Raw genomic sequence first — 25,830 nt, forward strand, 5'->3', positions numbered from 1 at the left:
GGTGGTGGCCGAGGCGGCGCCGGTCCAGAGGTCGACCAGGGGCTCGCCGTGGCGGTACACCGCCAGTGCCCCACCCGCGCCGGGCCGATCGCCGACGAACCGCGCGAAGGCGCGTGCCAGCGGCTCGAACCCGGGGGCGGCCCCGCGGGGCCCGCGCGGCCCCCCCCCGCGACGATACGGTCGTCGTCGACGCTGGTCAGCGTCTCGTCGGTGACCAGCCGACCGAGCGAGTCGGTGCGCAACCCGCTCGCTCGGGCCAGTTCGGGCACCCCGAAACCAGCTGCCCAGATAGTCAGCGCGCTCGGCCGCACGACGCCGCTGGCGAGGACGACCGCGTCCGGCCCGACCTCGGCCACCCCGTCGTCGTCGAGCACGGCGACACCGTGCCGCGACAGCCACTTGGCGATGGACCGACGCCCGGGCGCGCCGAACGTCGGCGCCAGGGTGGTGCCGCATACCAGCGTGACCGTGTGGCCTCGTTCGGCCAGTTCGGCGGCGGTCTCGATACCTGTCAGCCCACCGCCGACGACAGTGACCGTAGCGTCGAGCGGCACTTCGCCGAGCCCGGCACGCAGCCGCTGGGCGGGCTCGAATTCGGCGACGGAGAAAGCGAATTCGGCCGTGCCGGGCGCGGACGGCGTCGCCCCGGTACTGCCGACCGCGTAAATGAGGTAGTCGTAGTCCAGCGTGCGCCCGGACGCCAGTTCCACCGTGCGGGCGGCGGTGTCGATACGCGTGGCGCTGTCGACGACCAACCGGACCTCCTCCGCGAGCAGCGTGCCGTAGTCCACCTCGGCCTCGCCGGTGCCGGCCACGAACTGGTGCAGCCGGACCCGGTCGACGAACGTCGGGCGGGGATTGATCAGCGTGATGTCCACACCGGCGCGCATCCGCAGCCGGTTGGCCGCGAGCGCTCCGGCATAGCCACCGCCGACCACGACAACCCTGTTGTTCGGTGTGCTGTGTTCAGACATGCCTTCCAAGACACCGCGGACCCGCCCGAACGTGACACGGTCCGATGTGATGCGGCACACATCGCCGCGGCGGGGATCAGGTCGGGTCGGGTGCGTAGAACTCGGTGGTGGCCTCGACCGCCGCCGCGACGTGCTCCGGTTCGCCACCGGCGGCCAGATGAGCCTCGCCCCAGGCCGCGGCGCTGCGACGGATGAACTCGCGTCCTTCGGGCGACTTCTGGAACTCCTCGTGACCGACGCTCTCGCCGCCGGTCAACAGCCGGGCCAGGGCGAGCAGGTACAGGTCCCAGCCGACACCGCCGGCACCGGGGCCGTAGACCGGGAAGAGGGGCTCCTCGACGACCGCGGCGTGGATCAGCTCGAATTCGGTATCGCCGGCCGGGCCCGGGGCCAGGCGCACTTCCACCTCGCTCGTGCCGGGCCAGGCGTCGGCGTCCGGCCCGTAGAGCCACGACACCTTCAGCAGCCGCGGCGGCTCGCACCCGAGGATCTCCCCGTGCTCACCGCTGTCCAGCTCGAACTTCCCGCCGAGTCGCAGATCGCCGGTGACCGGTTGCAACCAGCGACGCAGCCGCTCGGGGCTGGTAATGGCGTCCCAGACGTCCTCGATCTGCGCATCGTATCGACGCCGCACCTCGATGGTGTACGCGTCACCGGCGGGCACGCTGCCCTTGCCCATCGCCCGGCGCGCGGCGGCCAACTCGTCCAATACGTCTTTCATGTCATGGTCCCTTCACTGATCGAGCGGCACGCCTGCCCCGCGCCAACTCGGTTCCCAGAGCATCGAGGCGCTGTTCCCACAACCGGCGAAACCGGTCCAACCACGCGTCGACCTCGCTCAGCGGCGCGGGCTCGACGGCGTAGAACCGGCGAGCGCCCTCGGCCCGCACCGACGCGAATCCGCTGTCCCGCAACACGCGTAGATGCTGTGAAACACCCGGCTGGGAGAGTCCGAACTCGGCCCGGATCACCTCCGTGATCGCGCCGGAGGTCTGCTCACCGTCGGCGAGCAGCTCCAGAATCCGCCTGCGAACCGGGTCACCGAGGATGTCGAACGCGTGCACGCCCGCGATAATACCAGCCTTCACTTATATAAGTAACCGCTGGCATATATGAGGGGGTCCTGCTCGTTGTCGCTGACTCGCTCCGCGACGAGAGCTCCCGCGAATTCATCGGTCCGAACCAGGGGTCGGAAAGTCGACCGGCGCGGTCCGGGGTTCGAGGGTGTTGTCCCCCGAACGGACGGCGAACGAAGCGGCATGGCGCACACCGGCTTTCGGGTCGGCGACGTCGGTGACATAGAACCAGTCCATCTGGGCCCGGTCGGCGTCGAGGTGCACGACGCCGTAGCCGTGGGAGTCGAGTTCGATGTAGCGCAGATGCGGATTGGCCGATGTCACCGCCGATTCCAGGGATGCCGTGGCGGTGCGCGGCGGGGCGGGCAGCGATTCGCCGACGCCCTTGGCGGTGACCGACGGCACGACGAACTCGACTCCGGCTCGCGGGCCGTGCGGGTAGCGGGAGAGGTCGGCGGGCAACTCCAGCGCCCAGGAACTGTGGATGTCGCCGGTGAGGAAGACGACGTCGGTGATCGATCCGCCGATGACGGTGTCGAAGAGTCGGCGCCGGTCGGCGGCGTAGCCGTCCCATTGATCGACCAGCGCGGCGACGCCGGACTCCGGCATCCCCAGTCTGTCGTGCAGGGCCGCGGCCACCTCCGGCGACAGCGGTGGCAGTATCAGCGGCGCGATCATCACGGGGTTGCCGACGAGCTTCCACCGTGTCGGCGCGGAGGCGAGGCCGGCGGTCAGCCACTGCATCTGGTCGGGGCCGGTGATCGACCGAGCCGGATCTTCGACCGCCTGCCAGCCCACCACCGCCGTCGCCTGTTTGCTGCGGTAGCTGCGCAGGTCGAGCATCGACAACTCGGCCAGGGTGCCGAAGCGCAGCCTCCGGTAGAGCTTCGCCCGCGGACCGATGCCGTTGGCGCGCACCGGCATCCACTCCAGATAGGCGCGCATGGCCGCCGTGCGGCGCGCCTGCCAGTCGCCGGACAGGAACGGGATCTGGGTGCCCGGGCCACCCGACCACGCGTTGTCGGCGGTCTCGTGATCGTCCCAGGTGCAGATGAACGGATATCTGGCGTGCAGCGCCGCCAGATCGGGGTCGGTCTTGTACTGACCGTGCCTGGTGCGATAGTCGGCCAGGGTGACGATCTCGTGCGCGGGTTCGTGCCCGCGCACCGACCCGGCGCGGCCGCCGTAGAAGCCGCGCGGGTACTCGTAGAGGTAATCGCCCAGGTGCACGATCGCGTCGAGATCGCCGCGCGTGGCGAGATGCCGGTAGGCGCTGAAGAATCCCGCCTCCCAATTCGAGCACGACACCACCCCCAGCCGCAGCCGGTCCATCTCGGAGTCGGCGGCCGGAGCCGTGCGTGTCCGCCCGATCCGCGACACCCGGCCGAGCGCGGCGAAGCGGTAGAAGTAGTCCCGGTGCGGTCGCAAACCGTCGGCGTCGACCTTGACGGTGTGATCGGAATCCGCTGTCGCGGTGACGGTCCCGGAGGCGTGCACGTCGGTGAAGTTCTCGTCGGGGCTGATCTCCCAGTCGACGGTGACCGGTTCGCCGACGCCGGAACCCGGCGTGGCCCGCGGGTCCGGGGTGATCCGCGTCCAGAGGAGGACCGCGGTCGGCAGCGGGTCACCGGAGGCCACGCCGTGGTGGAAGACCTCGCTGTCGGCGCGGGCGGGCCGGGCGACGAAGGCGGCGGATGCGACGCCCGCGGCGACGACTCCGCCCCTGAGCACGGCCCGCCGCCCCAGCGCCGCGTCGGCTACGGAATGTACGGATTCGGAAGACATGCGGGCACTTTCGTCGGCAGGATTCACCATTATCGGGGTGAACGGTGGCGGTTCGGCCTGTTCGGAGAGGTGTTCATCGACTCGTGTACCAGGTTGCGAAATTGTATCGGCCGACAGAGGTATGCGATGCCACCGGCGGACGGCGTGCTCGAGGACAAGCTCGGCAACCGATCCTTCGGTGAGGTCGAACAGGCCGCGGGCGCGGATCGGCGCGTTGTATTCGGCGCGCTGCCCACCGGCATCGTCACCGCGACCATCATCGACCGCATCACCCCGAAGCTCAATTGAGGGTGCCGGGATCCGTCGGTCCGGTCGCAACCTACAACGCCCAGACCGAATCCGCGTGAATCGGCACACCGTGGCCCGGAAGCAGATGCCGCACAGGCAGTTTCAGCAGTCGCTGTCTGGTTCGTCCGGCGGCCGAGGCGTCCACGACGTCGGGTGCGAATCGGGCACGGCCTTGCATCGACACGACGGCGTCCCCGGACAGCAGCGTCCGGGTGCGCTCGTTCCAGAACACGATGCTGTCGTCGGTGTGGCCCGGGGCATGCAGCACCGTCCATTCCGAGGCGCCGGGAACGGTCATCCCGTCCTCGAGTCCCTCGCCCGGAGCGGGCCCGGACCACAGCATGCCGCGCGGGCCGCCGAATCCCGCCGACGTCGTGGCCCGCACCGCGCCGATCGCGCCGTGGAGATCGAACGGCTGCCCCACCGGCAGCCGCCAGGCCCGCGCCATCTGCGCCGGCGACGGGGTGCGGGGACGGGCCCCGCCGAGATAGGTCAGCGTCACCGCGGGCAGGTGAATTCGGGCGCCGTGCCGCCGCGCCAGCGTCGCCGCACCGCCCACGTGATCGCCGTGTCCGTGCGTGGCGGTCGCAACCCGCACGGTGCCGCCCGTCTCCGCGGTGACCGATTCCAGATCGTCGACGATATCCGGCAGCCCCGGATCCACCGCGACGATCGCGTGGTCGTCGCCGGTGACGAGATAGCAGTTGAAGAACCATCGCGACACCCGCGTGACCGACAGTTCCGGCATTCGATCGACGACGAGGCTCACGACGGCGCGCTCCCGCCCGCCGGTGCGACCGCCCGGGCGAGCCCGCGGACCGCGCGGGCGGTGAACGACCGCTGCAGGGGTCTGGTGATCCAGCGCGGGGCCGGGATTCGCGGCACCGCGCCGACGCGCACGGTCAGTAGCGTGGAGTTCTGCGAAATCGGCTGTAGCTCATAGGATTCGACCGACGAGGCGAAGGCCGGGACCGACATGGCGGTGAAGGTGTAGTCGAGCCGCTCGCCCTCGGCGTAGGCGGTGAATTCCTCGCGCACGGTCAGCAGCGGATTGAGCAGCACCCGGGTCGCGCCGACGCCGCGGTGCGCGCCGTCGTAACGGAATCCCGACACCCCCGGCAGCCAGGAGAAGCACGACTCGTCGACGAGCGCGGCGAAGACGGTGGCGGGCGGGGCGGGCAGTTCCGCGTGCACGGTGACGCTGACGGGTGCGGTGGCCAGATAGTCGTCGGTTCGCTCCGCGGGAATCGGCTCGAGCGAGAACCGCAACGGTTTCCGGACATCGGTATTCATGAGTTCTCCTGTGGTTCACCGGGTTTCGGCGTTATCAGCCGAGCGCCGAAGCGCGGGCGGGCAGTTCCCGGACGAAGCGCGCCATCTCGGCCAGCGCGGGGGCCGACTCCGGCAGCACGCCGTAGACGGCAAAGCTGTGTGGTTGCCGATCCCACAGCTGCAGGCGGCACACGACTCCGGCGTCGGCCAGCCGCCGCGCCGTCAATTCGGCGTCGCAGCGCAGCAGCTCGGTGGTGCCCGCCTGGATCAGGACGGGCGGAAATCCGCGCAGATCGCCGTCGACCGGGGAATCCGCGCGCAGGCCGCGCCGCTCGTCGACGAGGAACCGGCGCACCAGCCGCCGCATGGCGGTGGCCGACAGGAACACCTCGCTGCGCCGATTCGGTGAGTCGAATTTCGCCGCGCAGTCGAAGTCGGTCCACGGCGACAGCGCGATGACCCCGCCCGGTAGCGGCAGGCCCGCGGCGCGCGCCGCCAGCGGGACCGCGAACGCCAGGCCGCCGCCGCTGGAATCGCCCGCGCAGACGATGTGCTCGGGTGCGAATCCGCGCGACAGCAGGTATCGGTAGGCGCGCACACCGTCGCCGACGATGGCGGGCAGTGGCTCGGGCAGCATGCGGAAACCGACCATGCACACCGGCATCTCGACCGCATCGGACACTCGCGCCGCCATCCCGCGGAACGTCCGCAACCCACCGGCGGCGTAGGCGCCGCCGTGGAAGTACAGCACCGCCCCGCCCGCCGTCTCCGGACTCCGCGGCGACCGCCACACCCATTCCAGATCGAGATCGGGCAGGTGCACCGGGCGGACGGCCGTATCGGGCGGCAGGCGCAGCAGGACACCCGGTAGGTCGGTCAGCGCGGCCGATCGCATGTTCCAGGGCCGCGCGAGGACCGAGGCGGCCTCGACGATCGGGCGGGCAACGGGCCGGAGCAGGGCGCTGACCATCCGCGTCCGCCGGGTCGCGGGACCGAACCGTTCGACGACCAGGCCATCCAGCACCGTGCGGCCCTCCAGGGCGACTGAACTCACGACACAACAATATGACACTGCCGTAAGAAGGACAACCCGCCGCGGCGCGACAGCGCGGCAACACCCGGGTGTTAGGCTCGATCCGCCTGCGACCAGGCGTCCCGTCGCCTCGTCGCAGCTGTTCAGGTAGCCGTTGTCCAGGTGGGTGCCGGGGACTCGACTCGGAAGAGGTGGCCGTGACGCCGGGGCGGAACACTCGCGCCAAGCGGCGATACGCACCCCGGCTGCCGCTGGCGCAACGCCGCGAGCAGCTGATGGACATCGCGATGCGGATGATCGCCGAGTCCGGTTTCGCATCGGTCAGCGTCATGGCCGTCACCCGGCGGGCCGAGGTCACGCGCCCGGTCTTCTACGACACCTTCCCGAGCGTGGACGACCTGCTGCACGCGCTGCTCGAGCGCGAGGGACGGCGCGTCGCCGACCAGATCGACTCGGTATTCCCGCCCGAGATCGCCGAGCGCACAGAGGATTTCGACCTCGACGTCATCATCGGAAACTTCCTCGCGCTGGTCGTGCGGCATCCCGACACCTGGCGGCTGGTGTTCTCGGCCGGGGAGGGGCTGCCGCGGGACGTGCGGGAATGGATCGCCGGAAATCGCGAGGCCGTCCGCGTCCGTCTGGCCGCGCTGCAGGCCAGGCTCGCCGCCACCGGCCAGGTCCCCGCGGACCTGGACATCGAGGTCGCCTCGCACCTGGTGATCGGATTCGCCGAGATGGTCAGCCGACTGGTGCTCGAGGATCCGGGCCGCTACCCGCCCGACCGCATCGTCGACTTCTACACCACCACCATTCGCGCGGCCGGGCGGATGCTGGTGGAGAACCCGGGCGGACCGTGATGGCGCGTGCGGCACGGCCGACCGCCAGGCGGCGCCGCGAGGAGATCCTCGACACCGCGCTGGATCTGGTCATCGCGCAGGGCTACCCGGGGTGCACGATGCAGTCCATCGCCCGCGCCCTGGGGGTGACCCGTCCGGCGCTCTACGAGTACTACCGCGATCACGGGCAACTGCTCGCCGACCTGGTCGCCCGCGAACATCAGAAGGCCGTCGAGCTGGTGGTCCGATGCACCGCCGCGGCGGCCGAGACCGACGATCCCCAGCGGCTCTCGGACGCCCTGCTGCGCGAATTCTTCGATGCGGTGACGCGGGCGCCGCGCACCTGGCGGCTCATCCTGCTCTCCCCGGTGGGTGCGCCGCCGCAGGTCCGCGACGATATCGATGCGGTCCGCCGGATGGTGCTCGAGCAGCTGCGTTTCGCCCTGCGGTCGCTGCCCGCACCGTTCGGCGGTCCGGACGCCGACTCCGAGCTGCTGGCGCTGTCGTTCATCGCGGGCGCCGAGGCCGCGGCCCGCCTCGTCCTCGACGACGCCGACCGCTTTCCGCCGGAACGCCTCACCGCGGTGCTCTCCTCGCTGGCCGCCCGCGTGACGCGGACCCCGCCGCACTGATCGGCCCCGGCTCGCCAGCCGATTCCACTGTTGACCCGAGCCGCCGCTCGATCTACTGTGCAATATGACACTGCCGTAAGTAGGAGATTCGATGATCGCAGCGGCGATGCCCGAGCACGAGGTGGCCATCCTGGGTGGCGGATTCGCGGGACTGGGGGCGGGCGCGATGCTCACCCGGGCGGGCCTCGAGGATTTCGTGATCATCGAGGGCACCGGCGCCATCGGCGGCACCTGGCGCGACAACGTGTATCCCAATGTGGCCGTGGATGTTCCGTCGATGGCGTACCAGTTCTCGTTCGAGATGTTCCCGCAGTGGTCCCGGGTGTACGCCCCGGGCGCGGAGATCCGCCGCTACGCCGACCACATCGCCGACAAATACCGGCTGCGCGAACGCATCCGCTTCGACACCACGGTGGAGCGGCTGGAGTTCGACGAGGACCGGCAGTGCTGGCGGGTGTACACCTCGCGCGGTGTGCGCACCGCCCGCTACGTGATCTCCGCACTGGGTGGTCTCACCGAGCCGAAGATGCCCGTCATCCCCGGGCTCGCCTCGTTCCGGGGCCCGGTCGTGCACTCCGCGCGCTGGCGCGACGATCTGGAGGTGGCGGGGCGCCGGGTCGCCCTCATCGGCACCGGGGCCAGCGGCATCCAGATCGCGCCGTGGCTGGCCGAGAACGCCGGGAAAACCTATGTGTACCAGCGCACTCCGATCTGGGTCATGCCCAAGGCCGACGTGCCGATCCCGGAACCGCTGCGCGTCGCGCTGGAACGAATTCCACCGCTGCACACCGCGCTGTATCTGCTGGTGTCCGCGGCCGCCGAGGTGCTGATGACCCTCGGCGCGGTGTACAACCGGCAGCTGCGGCCGCTGACGAAGGTCGTGGAGGCGCTCGGGCGGCTCTACATCCGTACCCAGGTGCGCGAACCACGGCTCCGCGAGCAGCTGACGCCGCGCTACGGCTTCGGATGCAAACGGCCCTCGATGTCCAACGAGTACCTGCGCGCCTTCGGGGAGGGCCGGGCCGACCTGGTGACCTCGCCGATCGAGGAGGTCACGGCCACGGGCATCCGCACCGCCGACGGGGTGCACCGCGAGGTCGACGCCATCGTCTGCGCGACCGGATTCCTGGTGACCGAGGCGGAGAACATGCCGCGGGTGCCGACCATCGGCCGCGGCGGCAAGGATCTGGGAAAGTTCTGGGAAGAACAGCGGCTGCAGGCCTACGAGGGCAATACCGTGCCCGGCTTTCCCAATCTGTTCCACACCTTCGCCCCGTACTCGGTGATCGGATCGTCCTGGCTGTTCATGATCGAATACCAGGTCACCCATGCCATCCGCGTCATCACCGAGGCCCGCGGCCGGGGCGCCGCCAGCGCCGAGATCCGGCGCGAACATCACGACGAGTACTTCCGGCAGATCCTGCGTCGCATGCGCAATACCGTCTTCTTCGCCAGCAACTGCGCGAACTCCAACAGCTACTACTTCGACCGGCACGGTGACGCGCCCCTGCTGCGGCCGTCGAGCATGGCCGAAGCCTGGTGGCGGGCAAGGCATTTCGACCTGGACCACTACCGGTACCGCACGGCGATCTCCGAGAACGGGTGAGTTCGTGATCGCACCGGACGCACCACCGGCGCCGCTGACCAAGGCCCGCGACCGGGGACTCGACGCACTGCGCACGCTGGGGCGTGCCATGCAGATCGGCACCGGTGCAGCGCGCTTCCTGATCTCCGACGCCCTCGCGCTGCGCCATCCGCTCCGCGAAACCCTCACGCAGGCATGGTTCGTCGTGAGCGTGACCGCCGTTCCCGCCGTGCTCGTCTCGGTGCCGTTCGGGGTGATCGTGTCGGTCCAGATCGGCAGCCTCACCCAGCAGATCGGTGCGACCTCCATGGCCGGCGCGGCCGGTGGGATGGGCGTGATCCGGGAGGGTGCGCCGATGGTGTCGGCGCTGCTGCTGGGCGGGGCCGCCGGTTCGGCCATCGCCGCGGACCTCGGCGCCCGCACCATTCGCGACGAGATCGATGCGATGCGGACGATGGGCATCGACCCGGTCCGGCGGCTGGTCGCGCCCCGGCTGGCCGCCATGATCGCCGTCGCCCCGCTGCTGTGCCTGATGGTCGTCTTCATGGGCCTGGCCACCGGATTCGTGATCAATGTCGAGTTCCAGGACGGGACGCCCGGCAGCTACCTGACCTCCTTCGCCTCCTTCGCCTCGATCACCGATCTGGTTGTCGCCCTGGTGAAGTCGGTGGTCTTCGGGGTGATCGTGGTGATCGTCGCCTGCCAGCGCGGGCTCGAGGCCACCCACGGGCCGCGCGGGGTCGCCAACGCCGTCAACGCCGCCGTCGTGCTCGGCGTGATGGCCGTGTTCGGCGTCAATCTCGTGATCACACAACTGGTTTCGATGTTCCTGCCCACGAGGATCGGATGATGGTGGGCGCGCCGCTGCGGATCCTCGAAAGCCTCGGGCACCAGCTGAGTTTCTGCTGGCGGGTGCTGATCGCGATACCGCACACGGTGCGCTACTACCGGCGACAGACGATGCTGGTGCTCACCGACATCGCCTGGGGCAGTGGCGCTCTCATCGTGGGCGGCGGCACCGTCGCGGTGCTGATCTTCCTCGGCCTCGCCGTCGGCGGCTCGATCGGGGTCGAGGGGCACGCCGCGCTGAACATGGTGGGCATGGCGCCGCTGACCGGGTTCATCTCCGCCTATGCCAACACCCGCGAGATGGCGCCGATGGTCGCGGCCATCGGATTCGCCGCCCAGGCCGGATGCCGGATGACCGCGGAGATCGGCGCCATGCGGATCTCGGAGGAGATCGACGCGCTGGAAGCCGGTGCGGTACGGCCGATTCCGTTCGTGGTGACCACCCGGGTGCTGGCGGGTATCGCCACGATCGTCCCGCTGTATCTGCTCACCCTGGTGCTCAGCTACCTGTCGTGCTCGCTGGTGGTGAACGTGGTGCACGGCCAGTCGCAGGGGACCTACGACCATTACTTCGACAGCTTCGTGCAGGTCTCCGACGTGCTGTATTCGCTGGCCAAGGCAGTCGTTTTCGTGATCTTGATCATCGTGGTCCACGGCTATCAGGGGTTCTACGCCCACGGCGGCCCCGAGGGTGTGGGCCGCGCGTCGGGGCGGGCGATCCGCGCCAGTCTCATCGGTGTCGTCGTCGCCGACATGGTGATGACCCTGGTCTTCTGGGGTCTCGACGTCGGCGTCCGGATCTCGGGATAGGAACCGCGCCATGCCCGTCTACGTCGACCACTCCGGCCGCAGCGCCGGTCCGTTCGCGCTGCGGCTGCTCGGCCTGCTCGTCGCGGTCGCCGTCGCGGCCGTCGCGGTCGTGCTCACCGGTTACGGCCGGGGCGAATTCGCCGACACGTTCACCCTGCGGATCGACACCGCCACCGTCGGTGAGGGCATCGTGCCCGGCGCCGAGGTCAAACTGCACGGCTACTCGATCGGAGCGGTGCGCGGGGTCGAAACCCTGGGCGAGGGCCATCAGCTGCTGCGGTTGGAGCTGGATCGCCACGAGTCCGCGCAGCTGACCGATCGGGTCGCCGCCCGCTACAGCTCCTCGAACCTGTTCGGATCCACCGTCATCGAACTCGTCAACCTCGGCGGCGGAAAACCCTTGCGGGACAACGCGACCCTGCACATACCGGCCGACAGTCCCACCGCCACGGTGACCGAGATCCTGCGCCGGGCCGGGCAGCTCACCCGGGTACTCGACACCGAGACCGCCCGGCACCTGTTCGACCTGCTGACCAGCGTCGGCGGTGCCGCGGGCGGCACCTTGCGGGCGCTGTTCGACATCGCCGCCATCCTCGCCGACGACCGGCAGGGCCCACCCGGGCGGTACCTGGCCACCGGTGCCGAACTCGGCGAAGGCGCCGCCGCGCTGACCCCACCCGCCGTCGACCTCATCGCCCGAATGCTGGAGAGCAGCGCCTATTTCGGCGAACAGGCCAACCGGGATCGCACCAACCGCGCCACCACCGACGCGCGGGAGAAGATGCTCGTGCCCTTGGCCGCGATCCTCACCGAGCACAACGGCGAACTGGCGACGGTCATCGATACGGCGATGGATCTCGCCGTCCCGATCGCGATCTCGGCGGGCAGCGTGGCCCCGGCCTATCAGCGGGTGCCGCGCCTACTCGACCGCATCGGGGAGGCGTTCCCCGTCGTGGGCGATCGCGTCCAGCTGCAACTGCGGCTGCGGGTGATCGCCGACCGCATGCCATACCTGCTGAATTCCACGGTCCCGCAAGGAGGTTCGCGATGATCGGCGCACGTGCCGCCACCGTCCGGCTGTTGATATTCGCCGCGATCGTGGCCCTGTGCACCGCGGTGGTGATCACCGCGCTGCGCCCCGCGGCGCCGGGCGCCCGCGACGGCCACGACGCGATCTTCACCGATGTCTCGGGCCTGTTCGCCGGTGACGACGTCCGCATGGCGGGGGTGCTGGTCGGCAAGGTCGAGTCCGTCCGGCTCGACGGCACCCGCGCCCGGGTCCGGTTCACCGTCGGACGCGACCACGACCTGTTCGACAACACCCAGGCCGCGGTGCGGTATCAGACCCTGATCGGACAGCGCTACGTGGAACTCATCCGGCCCGGAGCCCCCGGACGACCGCTGCCGCCGGGCGCGACCATCCCGATCGAGCGAACCATCCCGAGCTTCGATATCTCGAAGCTGTTCAACGGGTTCACACCGCTGTTCAACGCCCTGGACCCGGCGCAGCTCAATCGGTTCGCCGAACACGTGCTGCAGGTGCTGCAGGGTGACGGCTCGGGCATCGGGCCGGTACTGGCCGATATCGAGGCCCTCACCGCGTTCGCCCGCAGCCGCGAGGCGGTGATCGTCCTGCTCATCCGCAACCTCGACGAGATCTCGCGGCAGATCGCGGGGAAATCCACCCTCGTCGGGGATCTGATCGAGCAGCTCGGTGGCGTGCTGGACCGTTTCGCGTCCCGCTCGCACGAGATCGTCGAGGCCACCGCCACCGCCAACAAGGTGCTGTACCCGGCGGTCGACCTGCTCGAGGGCCTGCGGTCGACCTACGACACCGGATACGCGCCCATGGATGCGATGGTGCGCCGGCTGCTGCCGCGGACCGGCCAGCTGGTCGAGCTGCTGGGTCTGGTCCCGTCGCTGCTGGGCAGCCTGAACCGGCGCATTCCGGCGAACGGGCAGACCTACACCTGCGCCGACGGCTCGCAGGATATTCCGGGAATCGGGACCATCGTGCTCGGCAACCAGCGGCTGGTGGTGTGCAAATGAGCCCGCGGACCCAACCGTCACCCGAACGCTCCCAATTGCGCTGGGGCGCTCTGGGAATCGTCGTCGCGGTCATCGCCCTCGCCGCCTCCGCGGTGGTCTACGCCGCGCCGTTCGGCACCCGGACCTACGTCGCGGAGATGCGCGGTTCCGGCGGCCTGCGCAGCGGCGACGAGGTGCGGGTCGCGGGCATCAAGGTCGGCACGGTGGCGTCGGTGCGCCTGTCCGGCGACCACGTCGAGCTGCGGTTCGGCGTCGAAGACGACGTGCCGGTCGGCGACACCTCCGCCGTGGAGGTCAAACTGCTCACCCCGATCGGCGGCCACTATCTCGCGCTCACGCCGTCGGGCTCGAAAGCGCTGGGCGACAAGCATATTCCGCCCGAGCGTACGTCGACGTCGGCCGAGCTGACCGATGTGCTCGAACAGTCGGTGCCCGCACTGGAGGGTGTCGACGGACCGACGTTGCGCGCGACGGTGGCCGAGATCAACCGCGCCCTGCACGGGCAGCCCGACGCGATCCGTGACCTGCTCGGCAATGTCGACGACATCACCGCGGCGCTGGCCGACCGCACCGATCAACTCGATCGCGCGCTCGACGTCACCGACGAATACATCGGCGCCGTCGCCACCGACGAGGCCGTGCTGCTGAACTTCGTCCGCAAACTCGGCGTCATCGCCGTCGAACTCGGCAGCCGGAAGGAGAGCGTGTCGGCCACCTTCCAACTGCTGCGCCGCCTGGCCGCCGTCGTACACCGGCCGATCACCGACTTCGAGAAGGTGCTCGAGCCGGTGGTCACCGACCTCGACGAGATCGTCGGCAAGGTGCTGGCCGATCAGGGCCGCATCGACGAAATCATCGCCACCATCAAGGAATTCGTCGGCCGCCTCGCGACCGTGCTCGGCGTCGACGGCCTGGTCGTCGATCAGTCGCACAGCGTCGTCACCGGCACCGCGATCTGCGTTCCCGCCCCCGGAAGGACATGCTGACCATGCGAATCAGGCGACGGATCGGCTCCGGGATCGCCGTCGCGGCACTCACCGTCGCGCTCGGTGCCTCGGTCACCGCGGCGGGCCCCGCGCTGCCGACCGCGGGACGGTCGGTGTGCGCGGAATTCACCGACGCCGTAGGTCTCTACCCCGGTAACGACGTCACCCTGCTGGGTGTCCGGGTCGGCCGGGTGACCGCGCTACGGCCGCAGCCGGACCGGGTGCGGGTGGAGATGAGCCTCGACCGCGGCGTGCGGCTGCCCGCCGACGCCGGGGCGGTCACGATTTCGACCTCGATCGTCACCGACCGCCGCGTCGAGTTCACCGAGCCCCACACCGGCGGCCCGGTGCTGGGCGACGGATGCGTCCCGCTCGACCGCACCAGGACACCGCTGGGCGTCAGCCGCGCCATGGAGTCGATGGATCGGCTCACCGCGGCGCTGGTCGGGCCCGCCGGACCGGACGGCGGCACCCCGGGGGCGGCACTGCTCGGCGACACCCTGCGCACCGCCGACGCCACCCTGGCCGGAACCGGCGAACAGTACAACCGGCTGCTACAGCAGGCCGGTTGGCTCCTCGACGACCCGGCCGTCATCGACGCCCGGATGCGGCGGCTGATCGACAACCTCGACCGGCTCGGCGCGACATTCGTCACCCACTGGCCCGATATGCAGACACTGCTCGACCGGATGCGCGACACCATCGCGATGATCGACGGCGTCTCCAACGGACTGGGCCACGCCGTGGTTCAGCTCAACCAACTGATGCCCGTCATGACGCGCATGATCAGCCGATTCGACGACCGGGTCTATGCGATCGCGGACAAGGCCGTGCCGCTGACCCACGAACTGCTGTCGCGGTCGGGGGATATCCGCGAGCTGCTGTCGTATCTGCCGCAGGCCGGGCAGTCGCTGCTGGGGTTGTTCACCCGGAGCGGTGCACCGGAGCCGATGGATCTGGTGTCCTGGCTGCTGGGGGTGGGACGGCCATGACGGCGACACGACGCGTTCTGCTGGTGCTGCTGGCCGCGATGCTCCCCGTCGCGGCGGGATGCGGCTTCGACGCTGCGGATTTCCCGCTGCCGAGTACCCGGGTCGGCGGCGAGAAGTACACGATCCGGATCGAACTGTCGAGCGTGTTGAACCTGCCGGAGAAGGCCGAGATCGTCTCCCGGGGCGTCGACGTCGGCCGCCTGCAGCGGGTGGATCCGGCCGCGCGCGGCGCGGTGGCGAGCGTCGACATCGAGGGCGGGACGCGGCTGCCCGCCGACACCCGCGCCGAGATCCGGCAGTCGTCGCTGCTGGGAGACACCTACATCGCATTGCTCCCGCCGCCCGGCCCGCCGCGGCGATATCTGCGTGACGGCGACACCATCCCGATGTCGAACACCGCGGCGGCGACCAATATCGAGGACATGCTGCGGGGCATGGCCGATGTCGTCAGCAGCGGCCGCTACGGCCGGTTCGCCGAGATGGCGCGCAGCTTCAACGCCGCGTTCCCGGCCTCCGGGCAGGACTTCGCCCGGATCGCGGCGGCGGGCCGCGAGACCGCGGCCGAGCTGGCCGCGCACACCGACGACATCGACCGCATCCTCGATTCCGCCGAGGCGGTCACCGGCACCCTCGACGAGCACCGCGCCCTGGTCGACGACACCCTGCGGTTCGGGCCCGAGCGCGCCGTCGGCCAGAGCGAGGTGCTGTTCGGCGTGGTGAATCTCTTGGTCGCGGTGCGGAATCTGACCGTCCCGATCGGTGGGCTGCTGCTCCCGGTGGCCCCCGAACTGAGGCAGATCGTCGCCACCTTCACCCCCGCGATACTGACCGCGGCCGGTGCCGACATCACCGTCCCGGAGACCGTCGACCGCATCAACGCGCTGCTGCGCGACCGGCTCGTCCCGTTCTTCTCCGCGCCGCCGAACATCCGCGTCCACCCGGACGGCGACGCCGACCAACTGATCAACACCCTTCGGTCGATCGGAATGCTGCGATGAAGGTCCCCGCCCCCGTCTCCCTGGCCATGCTGTCGATCATGGCGGTGGTCTCCGCCGGATATCTGGCCGTGGCCGTCCTCGATATCGACCCGCGCACCGAATACTCCACGGTGACAGTGCTTCTGGGGTCCTCCGGCGGGTTGATGGACACCTCCCCGGTCACCCTGCGCGGGGTCCGGATCGGCGAGGTGACCGAGATATCGTCCACGCCGGACGGGCTCGCCGCCGAGCTCCGGATCGACACCGGCCGTCCCGTACCCGCCGCGAGCGAGGTGGAGATCGCCAACCTGTCGGCGGTCGGGGAGCAGTATCTGGACTTCCGCCCGACCACCACCGGCGGCCCCTACCTGAGCGACGGCGCCGTGATTCCCGCCGACCGGGTGCACACACCGGCGACCGTGGGGCAGGCCCTCACCCGCGTCGACGCCCTGCTCGACCAGCTGGATCCGGAGACCATCGACCGTCTGCTGCAGACCGTCGCCATCGGCTACAAGGACCGCGACACCGACGTAGCGACCGTCAACCGGGCCTTCGAGCTGCTCGGGCACACCCTCGCCGACAAGAAGGACGCCCTCCGCCGCCTCTACCTCAACGGTCAGACGCTCACCGGGAACTTCGAGGGCTACGGTCCGCAGCTCGCCGCCGTCGCACCCGAGATCGCGGGTGCCACACCCGATATGGTGCTGGTGAACAAGGGATTCGAGGACTACTCACGCATCGGCGACGGCGTCTGGGACGACCCGTACGCCATCATGAACGAGCGCACCGACCGATACCTCGACCTGCTCGCCCCCGACCTCGCCCAGATCGCGGCCACCCTCGAACCCACCACCGCGCCGATCAGGCCGCTGCGCGTCGACGCGGGTTCCCTGATGCACCTGCTCGAAACGGTCTTCCCCGGCGGGCCCGCGCGCGTCACCGTCGAACTACCCCCCAAATGAGGTCGAACATCATGTCCCACAACGACACTCACGCTCCGGACACCGACGCCGCGGCACCTCCCGCGCGAGCGTGGCCGCGGTGGGCCGCGCTCGCCGGTGTCGCCGCCCTCGCCGCGGTCACCGCCGTCTGCGGATGGCAATGGCACAGCAGCACAACCGAACTCGACGCCGTGCGGGCCCGAGACGGCGACCGCGAAGCGGTGGCGAAGGTCGCCTCCGACTACGCGACCCGATCGCTGAGCTACGACTTCCGCGACCTCGATGCCTTCTTCGCCGGTGTCACCGACGGCGTGGACGCACCCCTGCGAGACCGCTACCAGCAGGTCCGCGGCACCCTCGCCCAGATCATGACCGAGGCCCAGGTGGTGGCGACCGGCACCGTCGTGGCCACCGCGGCCGAACCCGACGGACCCGGCCGCTACAAGGTCACCGTATTCGCCACGCAGCACACCCGAAACGCCGGGTCACCCGAGCCCAGCACCGTCCCCAACCTCCTCACCGTCACCGTCGCGGAACACGACAACCGCTGGCAGGTAACCGATTACGGCGCCGAATCCGGATGAGAACCGCGGCCGAGCAACCCGTCGACGATCAGGTCGGCGAGTTCGCGGGCGGTGCGGGCCTGGCTTTGCGGGGTGCCGGGGTCGGGGCGGCCGAGCCGATGGGCGAGGGGGAGTTGTACCAGCCCGGCGACGGGGCTGATGACGGCGAAGAAGAGCACATCCATCGGGACGGTGGGGATGCGGTGGGCCGCCATGAGCCGTTCGACGCTCGGAATCATCGGATTCAGCGCCGGGGCCACGTAATTGTCGTACAGGTAGTCCAGGCGCTCGGACTCGCGGGAGAACTCGTCCGCGAGTACGCGGCCGAGCAGAGGTGTCTCCACGGCGACCCGATAGAAGTGGGTGATCATGGCGCGCAGCCGTTCGGCGTCGTCCAGGTCGGTGTCGAGGAGCTGTCGGCGCGCGCGCTGGTGACCCTCCAGCACCGAATCCACCACGGCCCGCCAGAAATCGGCCTTGGATCCGTAGCGGTCGGTGATGAAGTTGTGGCTGACGCCGAGCCGCTTGGCCAGTTCCCGCACCGAGGTCCGGTCGTAGCCGAGTTCGGCGAAGGTCTCCATCCCGCGGCGGAGGATCTCGGCCTCGGATTTTTCTATCGCCACGCGTTCGATCTCCTGAATACTCCGGCGTTGCCGCGGTGCGGCAAGCCCAACTTGACACCTGTCAGAATACGCTTAATCTGACAGGTGTCAGAAACCGGCTGGAGCTGGGGCGGCCCAACTCAGGAGAGGGCATATGCCACGCACACCCATCGACATCACCGTCCCCGATCTGTCCGGCAGGCGCGCGGTCGTCACCGGCGGCAGCGACGGCATCGGGCTGGGCCTGGCCACGAGGCTCGCCGCGGCCGGGGCCGAAGTGCTACTGCCCGTGCGCAATCCGCGCAAGGGCGAGGCGGCGCTCGCCACGATCCGCGAGGCACACCCCGAGGCGAGCGTGTCGCTGTACGAGCTCGACCTGTCCTCGCTCGCCTCCGTCGCGGCCCTCGGCAAGACCCTGGGGGAGGACGGCCGCCCGATCCACATTCTCATCAACAACGCCGGTGTCATGACCCCGCCCGAGCGGCAGACCACCGCCGACGGGTTCGAGCTGCAGTTCGGCACCAATCACCTCGGTCACTTCGCCCTGGTGGCCCACCTGCTGCCGCTGCTGCGCGCCGGTCGCGCGCGCGTGACCTCGCAGGTCAGCATCGCGGCCGATCAGCACGCCATCAACTGGGACGACCCGAACTGGGAACGCTCCTACAACGGCAACAAGGCCTACAGCCAGTCGAAGATCGCGCTCGGGCTCTTCGGTCTCGAGCTGGACCGGCGCAGCCGGGCACACGGCTGGGGCATCACGAGCAATCTCTCCCACCCCGGGGTCGCTCCGACGAATCTGCTCGCCGCTCGCCCCGAGGTCGGGCGCGATCGGCCCACCATGCTCGCGCGCATGATCCGCGCCCTGTCCGCTCGCGGCATCGTCTTCGGGACGGTCGGCACCGCGCAGCTTCCCGCCCTCTACGCGGCCACCTCACCCGACGCCCACCCTGGCGGGTTCTACGGCCCGCGCGGATTCCGGCACATGGGCGGCCCGCCCGGCGAGCAGCGTCTCTACTCGCGCCTCCGCGGCACCGAGGACGCCCGGCGCGTCTGGCGGATCTCCGAAGAACTCACGCAGGTCGGCTTTCCCGGCGATTGATCGGATGGTCCGGGTGGGGATAGTGGGGGCATGGCTGATACCACCAAGATCGCCGATCTGACCGGCCCCGGCCGCACGGATGCGTTCGGCGTCGGCGGTACCGACCTCGGTGTCGTCGCCGCCGCGCCGGACGGACGGCTGGTCGCCGTCTTCGGGGACAGCTTCGACCGGGCCACGGTCGGCGGGCCCGGCTGGCGCTCGCCGATCGCGTTGTTCGCCGATCCGGACACCGTGGCGGATGGGCTGCGCTGGACCGGATCCGGGGGCGACGAGGGCGACTACGCATGCCAGTTGATCGAGTACCCCAGATCGGCGGTGCTGCGCAGGCCGCGATGCTCGACGATGCTGCCGACCGACCTGATCACGCTGGGCGACACGATGTATCTGCACGTCATGGCGTGCCGGGGTCTGGGCAACGTGCTCTGGACCGAGATCCTCGCCTCGACCGACAACGGCGTCACCTGGTCGAGCACCGGTGCCCGATGGCCGGGGGATGTTCATGACGGCCTGTTCCAGATGCTGACCTGGGAGGTCGCCGACGACGGCTACGTCTACGCGTACTCGACCGGATTCCGGCGCGACGCCGGTCTGCTGCTGCACCGCGTCCCGGCGCGCTCGCTGACCGACCCGGGCTCGTGGGAGCCATGGGGGTTCGCCGACGAGCACTGGGCCTGGGGCACGCCGCCGACGCTGACCCTGCCGGGCGCGTTCGGCGAGCTGTGCCTGCGCCGGGTGCCCGGACCGGACGGGCGGCGGCACTGGTTGCTGGTGTTCTTCGACGCGGGCAACTACCGGATCGACGCACTGCTGCTCGACGGCCCCAACGCCGACCTGTACCGCGCGCCGCGTGCGACCGTGCTCGAGGGGACGAGCTGGGACGCCGAACACCACGCCACCGGCCGGGTCGCCCAGCTCTACGGCGGCTACGTGATCCCGGGCTCCACCCTGTCCGACCTGCACCTGATCGTGAGCCAATGGAACACCACCACGAATTGGCCCTACCACGCCATGCAGTTCCGCACCGACCTCTCCCACCTGTCGTAACCCGGCGCGGCGGATGGTCTTCCCCGCCGGAGGCCGGACCTGGGAACGCGACGGCTGGCATGTGACCCTCTCGACCGGCTTCCTCCGGCCGCTCACCCGGTGACCCCGGTCAGCAGCTGCCCGCCACCCCGAGGCCGGTGACGGCGGCCAGCACGGCGGCCGACGGGCCGAGGGCGGAGGCGGCGACGGCGGCGAGCAGCAGGACGCGAACCCGGATCCGGCGCGCCACGGTGGCCGGTGTGGCGAGGCGCTCGACCCGGGTCACCAGTCCGATATCGGCCGCCGCGGCGATCCGGTCCTCGCGCAGCCGCCCCGGCGTCATGGTCACCAGCGCGTTGATCAGCGCGTGGCGGCCGTGGGTGCGGATGGCGTGGTCGTCGGCGCACATTTCGAGGAGCCTGGCGACCTCGAGCGCGCCGATGCGGAACACCTCCAGGCGGGGGAGGACGACCGCGAGGCCGCGGGTCAGCGACAGCAGCACGTGATGCCGTCCGACCAGGTGGGCGCGCTCGTGCGCCAGCACCGCGTCCAGCTGCCGATCGTCGAGGACCGAGAGCGCGCCCGTGGTGACGACGACGGCATGCGGCCGCCCGGCCACCGAGTAGGCGGCCGGTTCCCCGACATCGACGACGACGGCGTCGAGCCCGGGATCGTGCCGCCCCGCCGCCCGCGCCAGCCACGCGTGCTCGTGCGTGGTACTGCGCGCCCGGATCAGTAACCCGCCCAGCCGGGCCAGCAGGACGATCGTCGCCAGCCCGGCGAATCCGGCCAGCGCGATGACTCCGCCCTGTGCCACGGGACCGTAGCGGCCGGTGATCTCGTTGTGCAGATCCGCGTAGCAGGCCTCGAGCACCAGCGGCTCCGACATGACCGTGTGGACCACGACGGAGGCGATCAGCGTGACCACCGCGCCGATCCAGGCCGCGAGCACCGAACCCAGTACGCACACCCACGCGGTGAGCCCGAACTTCGGCGAGACTCCGGTGTGGGTGAGCCGCACCAGCATTCGGGGGGCCAGCACCGCGACCGTGAAACCGTAGACGAGCAAGCAGGTTTCGATGGTCATCGCACCGTCCGGTGGCCGTCGGGTGCGGGCTCGGCGCGTGGGGCGCCCGGGGGTGCGAGCACACGGACCTGTTGCACGGGCGCTCCTTCAGCTGATTCTGCGACAGCGAGCCATGATCAACAGGTTAACGGCCCGGAAACGGCCGCGAAATCGGCCGCCGTCGCAGTCCTCGCCGCGTTCCGAGGGTGACCTGCGCAAACCACTCCGCGCCGGGAAGCGGCGGCCGACGGTTTTCCTGGAGGTGGGAACGTGTTCCACCCTCAGTTCGACCCGACGGCCCGCCGATAGGTCCGGCGGTATGCCGAGGGCGCGGTGCCGTAGTGATCGAGAAAGGTCTGCCGGAGCGTCTCGGTCGAGCCGAAGCCGCAGCGACGGGCCACCGCGGCCAGCGGCAGGTCGGTGCTCGACAACAGCTGCGCCGCCGCCTCGGTGCGCACCGCGCGGACGTACCGGCTCGGGCTGGTGCCGAGATAGGTGTCGAACAGCCTGGTGAGCTGGCGCGTGCTGGTGCCCGCCCGGGCGGCCAGTGCGGCCGTGCTCAGATCTCCGCCGAGACGGCCCGCGATGTGGCCGGTGAGGTCGCGGACCACCCGGTGCTCGGGCGGCGGCGCGGCGAGAAACATGCTGACCTGCGCCTGGTTCCCGGGCCGCTGGAGATAGACCACGAGGCTGCGGGCCAGCTCCCGGGCCAGGGTCGGGCCGTGGTCCTCCTCGATGAGGGCGAGGGACAGGTCCAGCGCGCTGGTCACCCCGGCCGCGGTGTAGACGGGGCCGTCCTTGATGAACAGCGGCGCCGGGTCGACGGTCACCCGCGGGTACCGCCGCGCGAAGTCGTTCGCGTACCGCCAGTGGGTGGTCGCCCGCCTGCCGTCCAGCAGGCCCGCCGCCGCCAGCACGAAGGCGCCGGAGCAGATCGAGGCGACCCGCCGGCTGGTGGCGGCGAGCCTGCGCACGTGGGTGAGCAGCGACGCGTCGGTCACCGCGGTGCTGCTGCCCGGACCGCCCGCGACGATCAGGGTGTCGAGCGGGCCGTCGATCCGGTCGAGCCGGTGCGGGGCCACCAGGGTGACCCCGGAGCTGCTGTGCATCGGGCCCGGTTCGGCACCGGCCAGCCGCACCTGATAGCCCGGCGCCGCGCCGAGCCGATTCGCGACATCGAAAGCGTCTGCCGTACAGGCGATTTCGACGAGCATCACATTGTTGTAGCCGACGATGACGACGGGGCGCATGCCCTCGACGCTACTCGCGTCCGGCCGGGCGGACACGTTTCGCAGGATTCCGGACACGGCGGCCCACGAGACCGCCCGGTGCGGACATCCTGGATGGCATGACCGATGAGACGAAAACCATTGCCTGTGTGGTGTTTCCGGGCGTCGACCCGCTGGATCTGATCGGGCCCATGCAAGCGCTGGGCCTGCTCTCCTACCTGGGGTCGGGCTGGCGCACGGTCACGGTCGGCGCGCGGCTCGAGGCGCACGAGACCGAGGGCGCGCTGCGCTTCACGCCGAGCCACACCTTCGCCGACATCCCGGCACCGGACGTGCTGATCGTGCCGGGCGCGAGCACCCCGGCCTTCCGCGCGATGTCCGACCAGACGCTGCTCGGCTACCTCCGCAACGCCGCGGCGGGGGCCGAGATCACCGCCTCGGTGTGCTCCGGTTCGCTGCTGCTCGGTGCGGCCGGGCTGCTGCGGGGCAGGCGGGCCACCACCCACTGGACCGCGTTCGAGCTGCTGGCGGAGTTCGGCGCGACCCCGGTGCGCGAGCGCTGGGTGCGCGACGGTCGGATCGTCACCGCGGGCGGCCAGTCCGCCGGTATCGATATGGGCCTGTACCTGGTCGAGCAGCTGGCGGGCACGCAGGTGGCCCGGCTGGCCCAGTTCGCCATGGAATACGACCCCGCGCCGCCGCTCGGCCCGCTGGACTGGTCGCGGGCGCCGCACGACGTCTTCGATCCGCTCGCCGAGACCTGGGTGACCGACGGCCTCACCGCGGACCCGGAACTGGCAGCGCGTCTCGTCGCCCGGCTGCGCGCGGCGGCCGCGGCCCGGTAGCCCGCCGCGCTCGGGCACAGGGACGGATAACGCGCGGATAGCCGCTGCGCCCGTGATTGGCTCGCCGGTTCCCGGGTATCCGGGCGAATGCGCCCCGGACCACTCGAAACGGACAGGAGAGGCCATGGCTCAGCAACAGGTGGGCGATTTCGTCGTGCGGCGACTGCGGGAATGGGGGATCGACCAGGTCTTCGGATATCCCGGCGACGGCATCAACGGCCTGGTCGCCGCGTTCGGACGGGCCGACGGCCCGGCGTTCATCCAGGCCCGGCACGAGGAGATGTCGGCGTTCCAGGCCACCGGCTATGCGAAGTTCAGCGGCCGGGTGGGGGTGTGCACGGCCACCTCCGGACCCGGGGCCATCCACCTGCTCAACGGCCTGTACGACGCCAAACTCGACCACGTTCCGGTGGTGGCGATCGTCGGGCAGACCGCCCGCAGCGCCATGGGCGGCAGCTATCAGCAGGAGGTCGACCTGCAGAGCCTGTACAAGGACGTCGCCTCCGACTACCTGGTGGAGGTCAATGTCCCCGCGCAGCTGCCGAACGCGCTGGACCGGGCGATCCGGGTCGCGCTGACGCGGCGGGCGCCCACCGCGGTGATCATGCCCGCCGATCTGCAGGAGGAGCCGTACGAGCCCCCGGCGCACGAGTTCAAGCACGTGCCGTCGAGCCCGCCGGGCCCGGTCCGGACCGCGACGGTGGTGCCCCCGACCGACGAGATCCGCCGTGCGGCAGAGATTCTCGATGCCGGATCGAAGGTGGCGGTGCTGGTCGGCCAGGGCGCGCGGGGCGCCGCCGCCGAGATCACCGAGATCGCCGAGCGCACCGGTGCCGGTGTCGCCAAGGCGCTACTGGGCATGGATGTGCTGCCCGACGATCTGCCGTTCGTCACCGGCCCGGTCGGGCTGCTCGGCAGTCGCCCCAGCTACGAGCTGATGCGCGATTGCGACACCCTGCTCATCGTCGGCTCGAACTTCCCCTACAGCCAGTTCCTGCCCGACTTCCGCCAGGCCCGCGCCATCGAGATCGATATCGACGGCGCCTTCATCGGGATGCGCTACCCGACCGAGGTGAATCTCGTCGGTGATGCGAAAGCCACTCTGGCCGAGCTGATTCCGCTCGTGCGGCGCAAGCAGGACCGCTCCTGGCGGGAAACGGTCGAGAAGAACGTCGAACGCTGGTGGCAGGTCGTCGAGCGGCAGTCGATGCTCGACGCCGACCCGGTCAATCCGATGCGGGTGGTGTGGGAGCTGTCCCAGCGCATTCCGGGCAACGCGATCGTGACCGCGGACTCCGGCTCCTCCACCAACTGGTATGCCCGGTGCCTGCGGATGCGCGGGGATATGCGGGGTTCGCTGTCGGGCACGCTGGCCACCATGGGGCCGGGGGTCCCCTATGCGATCGGGGCGAAGTTCGCCCATCCCGACCGCCCGGCGATCGCGCTCGTCGGCGACGGCGCCATGCAGATGAACGGCATGGCCGAACTGCTCACCATCGCCCGCTATCGGCACCGGTGGAGCGATCCGCGCCTGATCGTCTGCGTCTTCCACAACAACGACCTCAATCAGGTCACCTGGGAGCTGCGCGCGATGGGCGGGGCGCCGAAATTCGAAGAGTCCCAGTCGATTCCGGATATCTCCTATGCCGAGGTGGCGCGCTGCGCCGGGCTGTCGGCCATCGCCGTCGACGATCCCGGCGAACTCGGATCCGCCTGGGATCGGGCCCTGGCCGCCGACGAGCCGGTGCTGCTGGACGTCCGCTGCGATCCCGAGCTGCCGCCGATTCCGCCGCACGCCACCTGGGAGCAGATGAAGGACACCGCCGAGGCCCTGCTGCGCGGCGATCCCGATGCCGGGCACGTGTTGCTGCAGGGTGCGAAAACCAAAGCGCAGGAATTCATTCCGTGACAAGTGAGGAGGCGTGACATGCCGAAGGAATGGACCTCTAAACAGGAACGGCAGTACGAGCACGTGAAGGAATCCGCGCGGGATCGGGGCGCGAGCGAGGGACGCGCGAAGGAGATCGGCGCCCGCACCGTCAACAAGAACCGCGCCCAGTCGGGACAGTCGCGGACCGCGAGCAGGACCTCGGTGCGGGACGTATCGCCGCAGCATCGCGGCGGCAAGCGTTCGCACACCGGGTCCCAGGGGCCCACGCGCGATCAGCTCTACAACGAGGCGCGGCAGCGCGGTATCAAGGGCCGCTCCAAGATGACCAAGCGCCAGCTGGCGTCGGCCCTGGGCAAGTAGCCCGATTCATCGAAGGACGCCGACGGGGCGGGGCGGGGATGCGGTTTTGCGCGCCGCCCGGGGCGGG

28 protein-coding genes are annotated in these 25,830 nt (G+C 70.3%); 18 read left to right on the forward strand and 10 right to left on the reverse strand.

Annotated features, from left to right (window positions below; translation table 11 throughout):
- The 4 genes from QH290_RS32140 to QH290_RS32155 form a co-directional block, all read right to left on the reverse strand.
- Nucleotides 1-974 (reverse strand): NAD(P)/FAD-dependent oxidoreductase (locus QH290_RS32140; RefSeq protein ID WP_280387006.1); only part of this gene is annotated, 974 nt, incomplete at its 3' end.
- A 76-nt stretch (nucleotides 975-1,050) separates the two neighbouring features.
- Nucleotides 1,051-1,695, reverse strand: a complete 645-nt coding sequence (locus tag QH290_RS32145; protein ID WP_280387009.1) for an SRPBCC domain-containing protein — start codon at nucleotides 1,693-1,695, stop codon at nucleotides 1,051-1,053.
- Nucleotide 1,696: 1 nt separating this feature from the next.
- On the reverse strand, nucleotides 1,697-2,038 hold the full coding sequence (locus tag QH290_RS32150; protein ID WP_280265695.1) for an ArsR/SmtB family transcription factor: 342 nt from the start codon (nucleotides 2,036-2,038) through the stop codon (nucleotides 1,697-1,699).
- A gap of 105 nt (nucleotides 2,039-2,143) precedes the next feature.
- Nucleotides 2,144-3,835, reverse strand: a complete 1,692-nt coding sequence (locus QH290_RS32155) for an alkaline phosphatase D family protein (RefSeq protein WP_280387011.1) — start codon at nucleotides 3,833-3,835, stop codon at nucleotides 2,144-2,146.
- A gap of 126 nt (nucleotides 3,836-3,961) precedes the next feature.
- Between QH290_RS32155 and QH290_RS32160 the strand changes: the two genes are divergently transcribed.
- On the forward strand, nucleotides 3,962-4,123 hold the full coding sequence (locus tag QH290_RS32160; RefSeq protein WP_280265693.1) for a hypothetical protein: 162 nt from the start codon (nucleotides 3,962-3,964) through the stop codon (nucleotides 4,121-4,123).
- 31 nt (nucleotides 4,124-4,154) lie between these two features.
- On the opposite strand, the gene QH290_RS32165 is transcribed toward QH290_RS32160, so the two are convergent.
- From QH290_RS32165 to QH290_RS32175, 3 genes are read right to left on the reverse strand one after another with little or no spacing between them, the layout of a single operon-like run.
- Nucleotides 4,155-4,892 carry an MBL fold metallo-hydrolase gene (locus QH290_RS32165; RefSeq protein ID WP_280265692.1) on the reverse strand — a complete coding sequence of 246 codons (738 nt, stop codon included), beginning with the start codon at nucleotides 4,890-4,892 and terminating at the stop codon, nucleotides 4,155-4,157.
- Nucleotides 4,889-5,416, reverse strand: a complete 528-nt coding sequence (locus QH290_RS32170) for an SRPBCC family protein (protein ID WP_280265691.1) — start codon at nucleotides 5,414-5,416, stop codon at nucleotides 4,889-4,891. Before QH290_RS32170 ends, QH290_RS32165 begins: the two co-directional genes overlap by 4 nt.
- A gap of 34 nt (nucleotides 5,417-5,450) precedes the next feature.
- Entirely contained in the window at nucleotides 5,451-6,449 is a 999-nt protein-coding gene (locus tag QH290_RS32175) for an alpha/beta hydrolase (RefSeq protein ID WP_280387013.1), read from the reverse strand.
- Nucleotides 6,450-6,625: 176 nt separating this feature from the next.
- Here QH290_RS32175 and QH290_RS32180 point away from each other — a divergent pair, with 176 nt between their 5' ends.
- From QH290_RS32180 to QH290_RS32235, 12 genes are all read left to right on the forward strand, one after another.
- On the forward strand, nucleotides 6,626-7,285 hold the full coding sequence (locus QH290_RS32180) for a TetR/AcrR family transcriptional regulator (protein WP_280265689.1): 660 nt from the start codon (nucleotides 6,626-6,628) through the stop codon (nucleotides 7,283-7,285).
- Entirely contained in the window at nucleotides 7,285-7,896 is a 612-nt protein-coding gene (locus QH290_RS32185) for a TetR/AcrR family transcriptional regulator (protein WP_280265688.1), read from the forward strand. The genes QH290_RS32180 and QH290_RS32185 overlap by 1 nt, the downstream gene beginning before the upstream one ends.
- A gap of 91 nt (nucleotides 7,897-7,987) precedes the next feature.
- Nucleotides 7,988-9,502 carry a flavin-containing monooxygenase gene (locus tag QH290_RS32190; RefSeq protein ID WP_280387015.1) on the forward strand — a complete coding sequence of 505 codons (1,515 nt, stop codon included), beginning with the start codon at nucleotides 7,988-7,990 and terminating at the stop codon, nucleotides 9,500-9,502.
- Nucleotides 9,503-9,509: 7 nt separating this feature from the next.
- The gene (locus tag QH290_RS32195) at nucleotides 9,510-10,331 is read left to right on the forward strand and encodes an ABC transporter permease (protein ID WP_425303675.1); all 822 of its coding nucleotides are present in this window, start codon (nucleotides 9,510-9,512) and stop codon (nucleotides 10,329-10,331) included.
- Nucleotides 10,328-11,140, forward strand: coding sequence for an MlaE family ABC transporter permease (locus QH290_RS32200; protein WP_280387019.1), 813 nt, complete (start codon nucleotides 10,328-10,330; stop codon nucleotides 11,138-11,140). The genes QH290_RS32195 and QH290_RS32200 overlap by 4 nt, the downstream gene beginning before the upstream one ends.
- 10 nt (nucleotides 11,141-11,150) lie before the next feature.
- Nucleotides 11,151-12,191, forward strand: coding sequence for an MlaD family protein (locus QH290_RS32205; RefSeq protein ID WP_280387021.1), 1,041 nt, complete (start codon nucleotides 11,151-11,153; stop codon nucleotides 12,189-12,191).
- Nucleotides 12,188-13,189, forward strand: coding sequence for an MCE family protein (locus QH290_RS32210; protein ID WP_280387024.1), 1,002 nt, complete (start codon nucleotides 12,188-12,190; stop codon nucleotides 13,187-13,189). The genes QH290_RS32205 and QH290_RS32210 overlap by 4 nt, the downstream gene beginning before the upstream one ends.
- A complete protein-coding gene (locus tag QH290_RS32215) occupies nucleotides 13,186-14,175 on the forward strand; it encodes an MCE family protein (protein ID WP_280387025.1) in 990 nt (329 codons plus the stop codon). Before QH290_RS32210 ends, QH290_RS32215 begins: the two co-directional genes overlap by 4 nt.
- 2 nt (nucleotides 14,176-14,177) lie before the next feature.
- Nucleotides 14,178-15,167 (forward strand): MCE family protein, encoded by a 990-nt coding sequence (locus QH290_RS32220; protein WP_280387027.1) that lies wholly within the window; start codon nucleotides 14,178-14,180, stop codon nucleotides 15,165-15,167.
- A complete protein-coding gene (locus QH290_RS32225; RefSeq protein ID WP_280387029.1) occupies nucleotides 15,164-16,165 on the forward strand; it encodes an MlaD family protein in 1,002 nt (333 codons plus the stop codon). Before QH290_RS32220 ends, QH290_RS32225 begins: the two co-directional genes overlap by 4 nt.
- Nucleotides 16,162-17,106: an MlaD family protein gene (locus QH290_RS32230; RefSeq protein ID WP_280265679.1), complete on the forward strand. Its 945-nt coding sequence runs from the start codon at nucleotides 16,162-16,164 to the stop codon at nucleotides 17,104-17,106. Before QH290_RS32225 ends, QH290_RS32230 begins: the two co-directional genes overlap by 4 nt.
- Before the next feature lie 11 nt (nucleotides 17,107-17,117).
- Nucleotides 17,118-17,669 carry a hypothetical protein gene (locus QH290_RS32235; RefSeq protein ID WP_280265678.1) on the forward strand — a complete coding sequence of 184 codons (552 nt, stop codon included), beginning with the start codon at nucleotides 17,118-17,120 and terminating at the stop codon, nucleotides 17,667-17,669.
- Here the strand turns inward: QH290_RS32235 and QH290_RS32240 are convergent.
- Nucleotides 17,648-18,271, reverse strand: coding sequence for a TetR/AcrR family transcriptional regulator (locus tag QH290_RS32240; protein ID WP_280387031.1), 624 nt, complete (start codon nucleotides 18,269-18,271; stop codon nucleotides 17,648-17,650). The two genes, QH290_RS32235 and QH290_RS32240, sit on opposite strands and share 22 nt — an antisense overlap.
- A 133-nt stretch (nucleotides 18,272-18,404) precedes the next feature.
- Here QH290_RS32240 and QH290_RS32245 point away from each other — a divergent pair, with 133 nt between their 5' ends.
- Together QH290_RS32245 and QH290_RS32250 are read left to right on the forward strand one after the other, a co-directional pair.
- Nucleotides 18,405-19,349, forward strand: coding sequence for an SDR family oxidoreductase (locus QH290_RS32245; RefSeq protein WP_280387032.1), 945 nt, complete (start codon nucleotides 18,405-18,407; stop codon nucleotides 19,347-19,349).
- Between the two features lie 30 nt (nucleotides 19,350-19,379).
- Nucleotides 19,380-20,393: a glycoside hydrolase family 183 protein gene (locus QH290_RS32250; RefSeq protein ID WP_280387034.1), complete on the forward strand. Its 1,014-nt coding sequence runs from the start codon at nucleotides 19,380-19,382 to the stop codon at nucleotides 20,391-20,393.
- 109 nt (nucleotides 20,394-20,502) lie between these two features.
- Here QH290_RS32250 and QH290_RS32255 read toward each other — a convergent pair whose 3' ends face one another.
- Nucleotides 20,503-21,459: a M56 family metallopeptidase gene (locus QH290_RS32255; protein ID WP_280265674.1), complete on the reverse strand. Its 957-nt coding sequence runs from the start codon at nucleotides 21,457-21,459 to the stop codon at nucleotides 20,503-20,505.
- Between the two features lie 260 nt (nucleotides 21,460-21,719).
- The gene (locus tag QH290_RS32260) at nucleotides 21,720-22,688 is read right to left on the reverse strand and encodes a GlxA family transcriptional regulator (protein ID WP_280387036.1); all 969 of its coding nucleotides are present in this window, start codon (nucleotides 22,686-22,688) and stop codon (nucleotides 21,720-21,722) included.
- Nucleotides 22,689-22,786: 98 nt separating this feature from the next.
- On the opposite strand from QH290_RS32260, the gene QH290_RS32265 reads away from it, so the two are divergent.
- From QH290_RS32265 to QH290_RS32275, 3 genes are all read left to right on the forward strand, one after another.
- A complete protein-coding gene (locus tag QH290_RS32265; RefSeq protein ID WP_280387038.1) occupies nucleotides 22,787-23,512 on the forward strand; it encodes a DJ-1/PfpI family protein in 726 nt (241 codons plus the stop codon).
- A 124-nt stretch (nucleotides 23,513-23,636) separates the two neighbouring features.
- A complete protein-coding gene (locus tag QH290_RS32270) occupies nucleotides 23,637-25,421 on the forward strand; it encodes a thiamine pyrophosphate-requiring protein (RefSeq protein WP_280387039.1) in 1,785 nt (594 codons plus the stop codon).
- 18 nt (nucleotides 25,422-25,439) lie between these two features.
- Nucleotides 25,440-25,763 (forward strand): plasmid stabilization protein, encoded by a 324-nt coding sequence (locus QH290_RS32275; protein WP_280265670.1) that lies wholly within the window; start codon nucleotides 25,440-25,442, stop codon nucleotides 25,761-25,763.
- Nucleotides 25,764-25,830: the final 67 nt, after the last annotated feature.

The sequence above is a fragment of the Nocardia wallacei genome, assembly GCF_029869545.1.
Classification (GTDB): Bacteria; Actinomycetota; Actinomycetes; order Mycobacteriales; family Mycobacteriaceae; genus Nocardia; species Nocardia wallacei_A.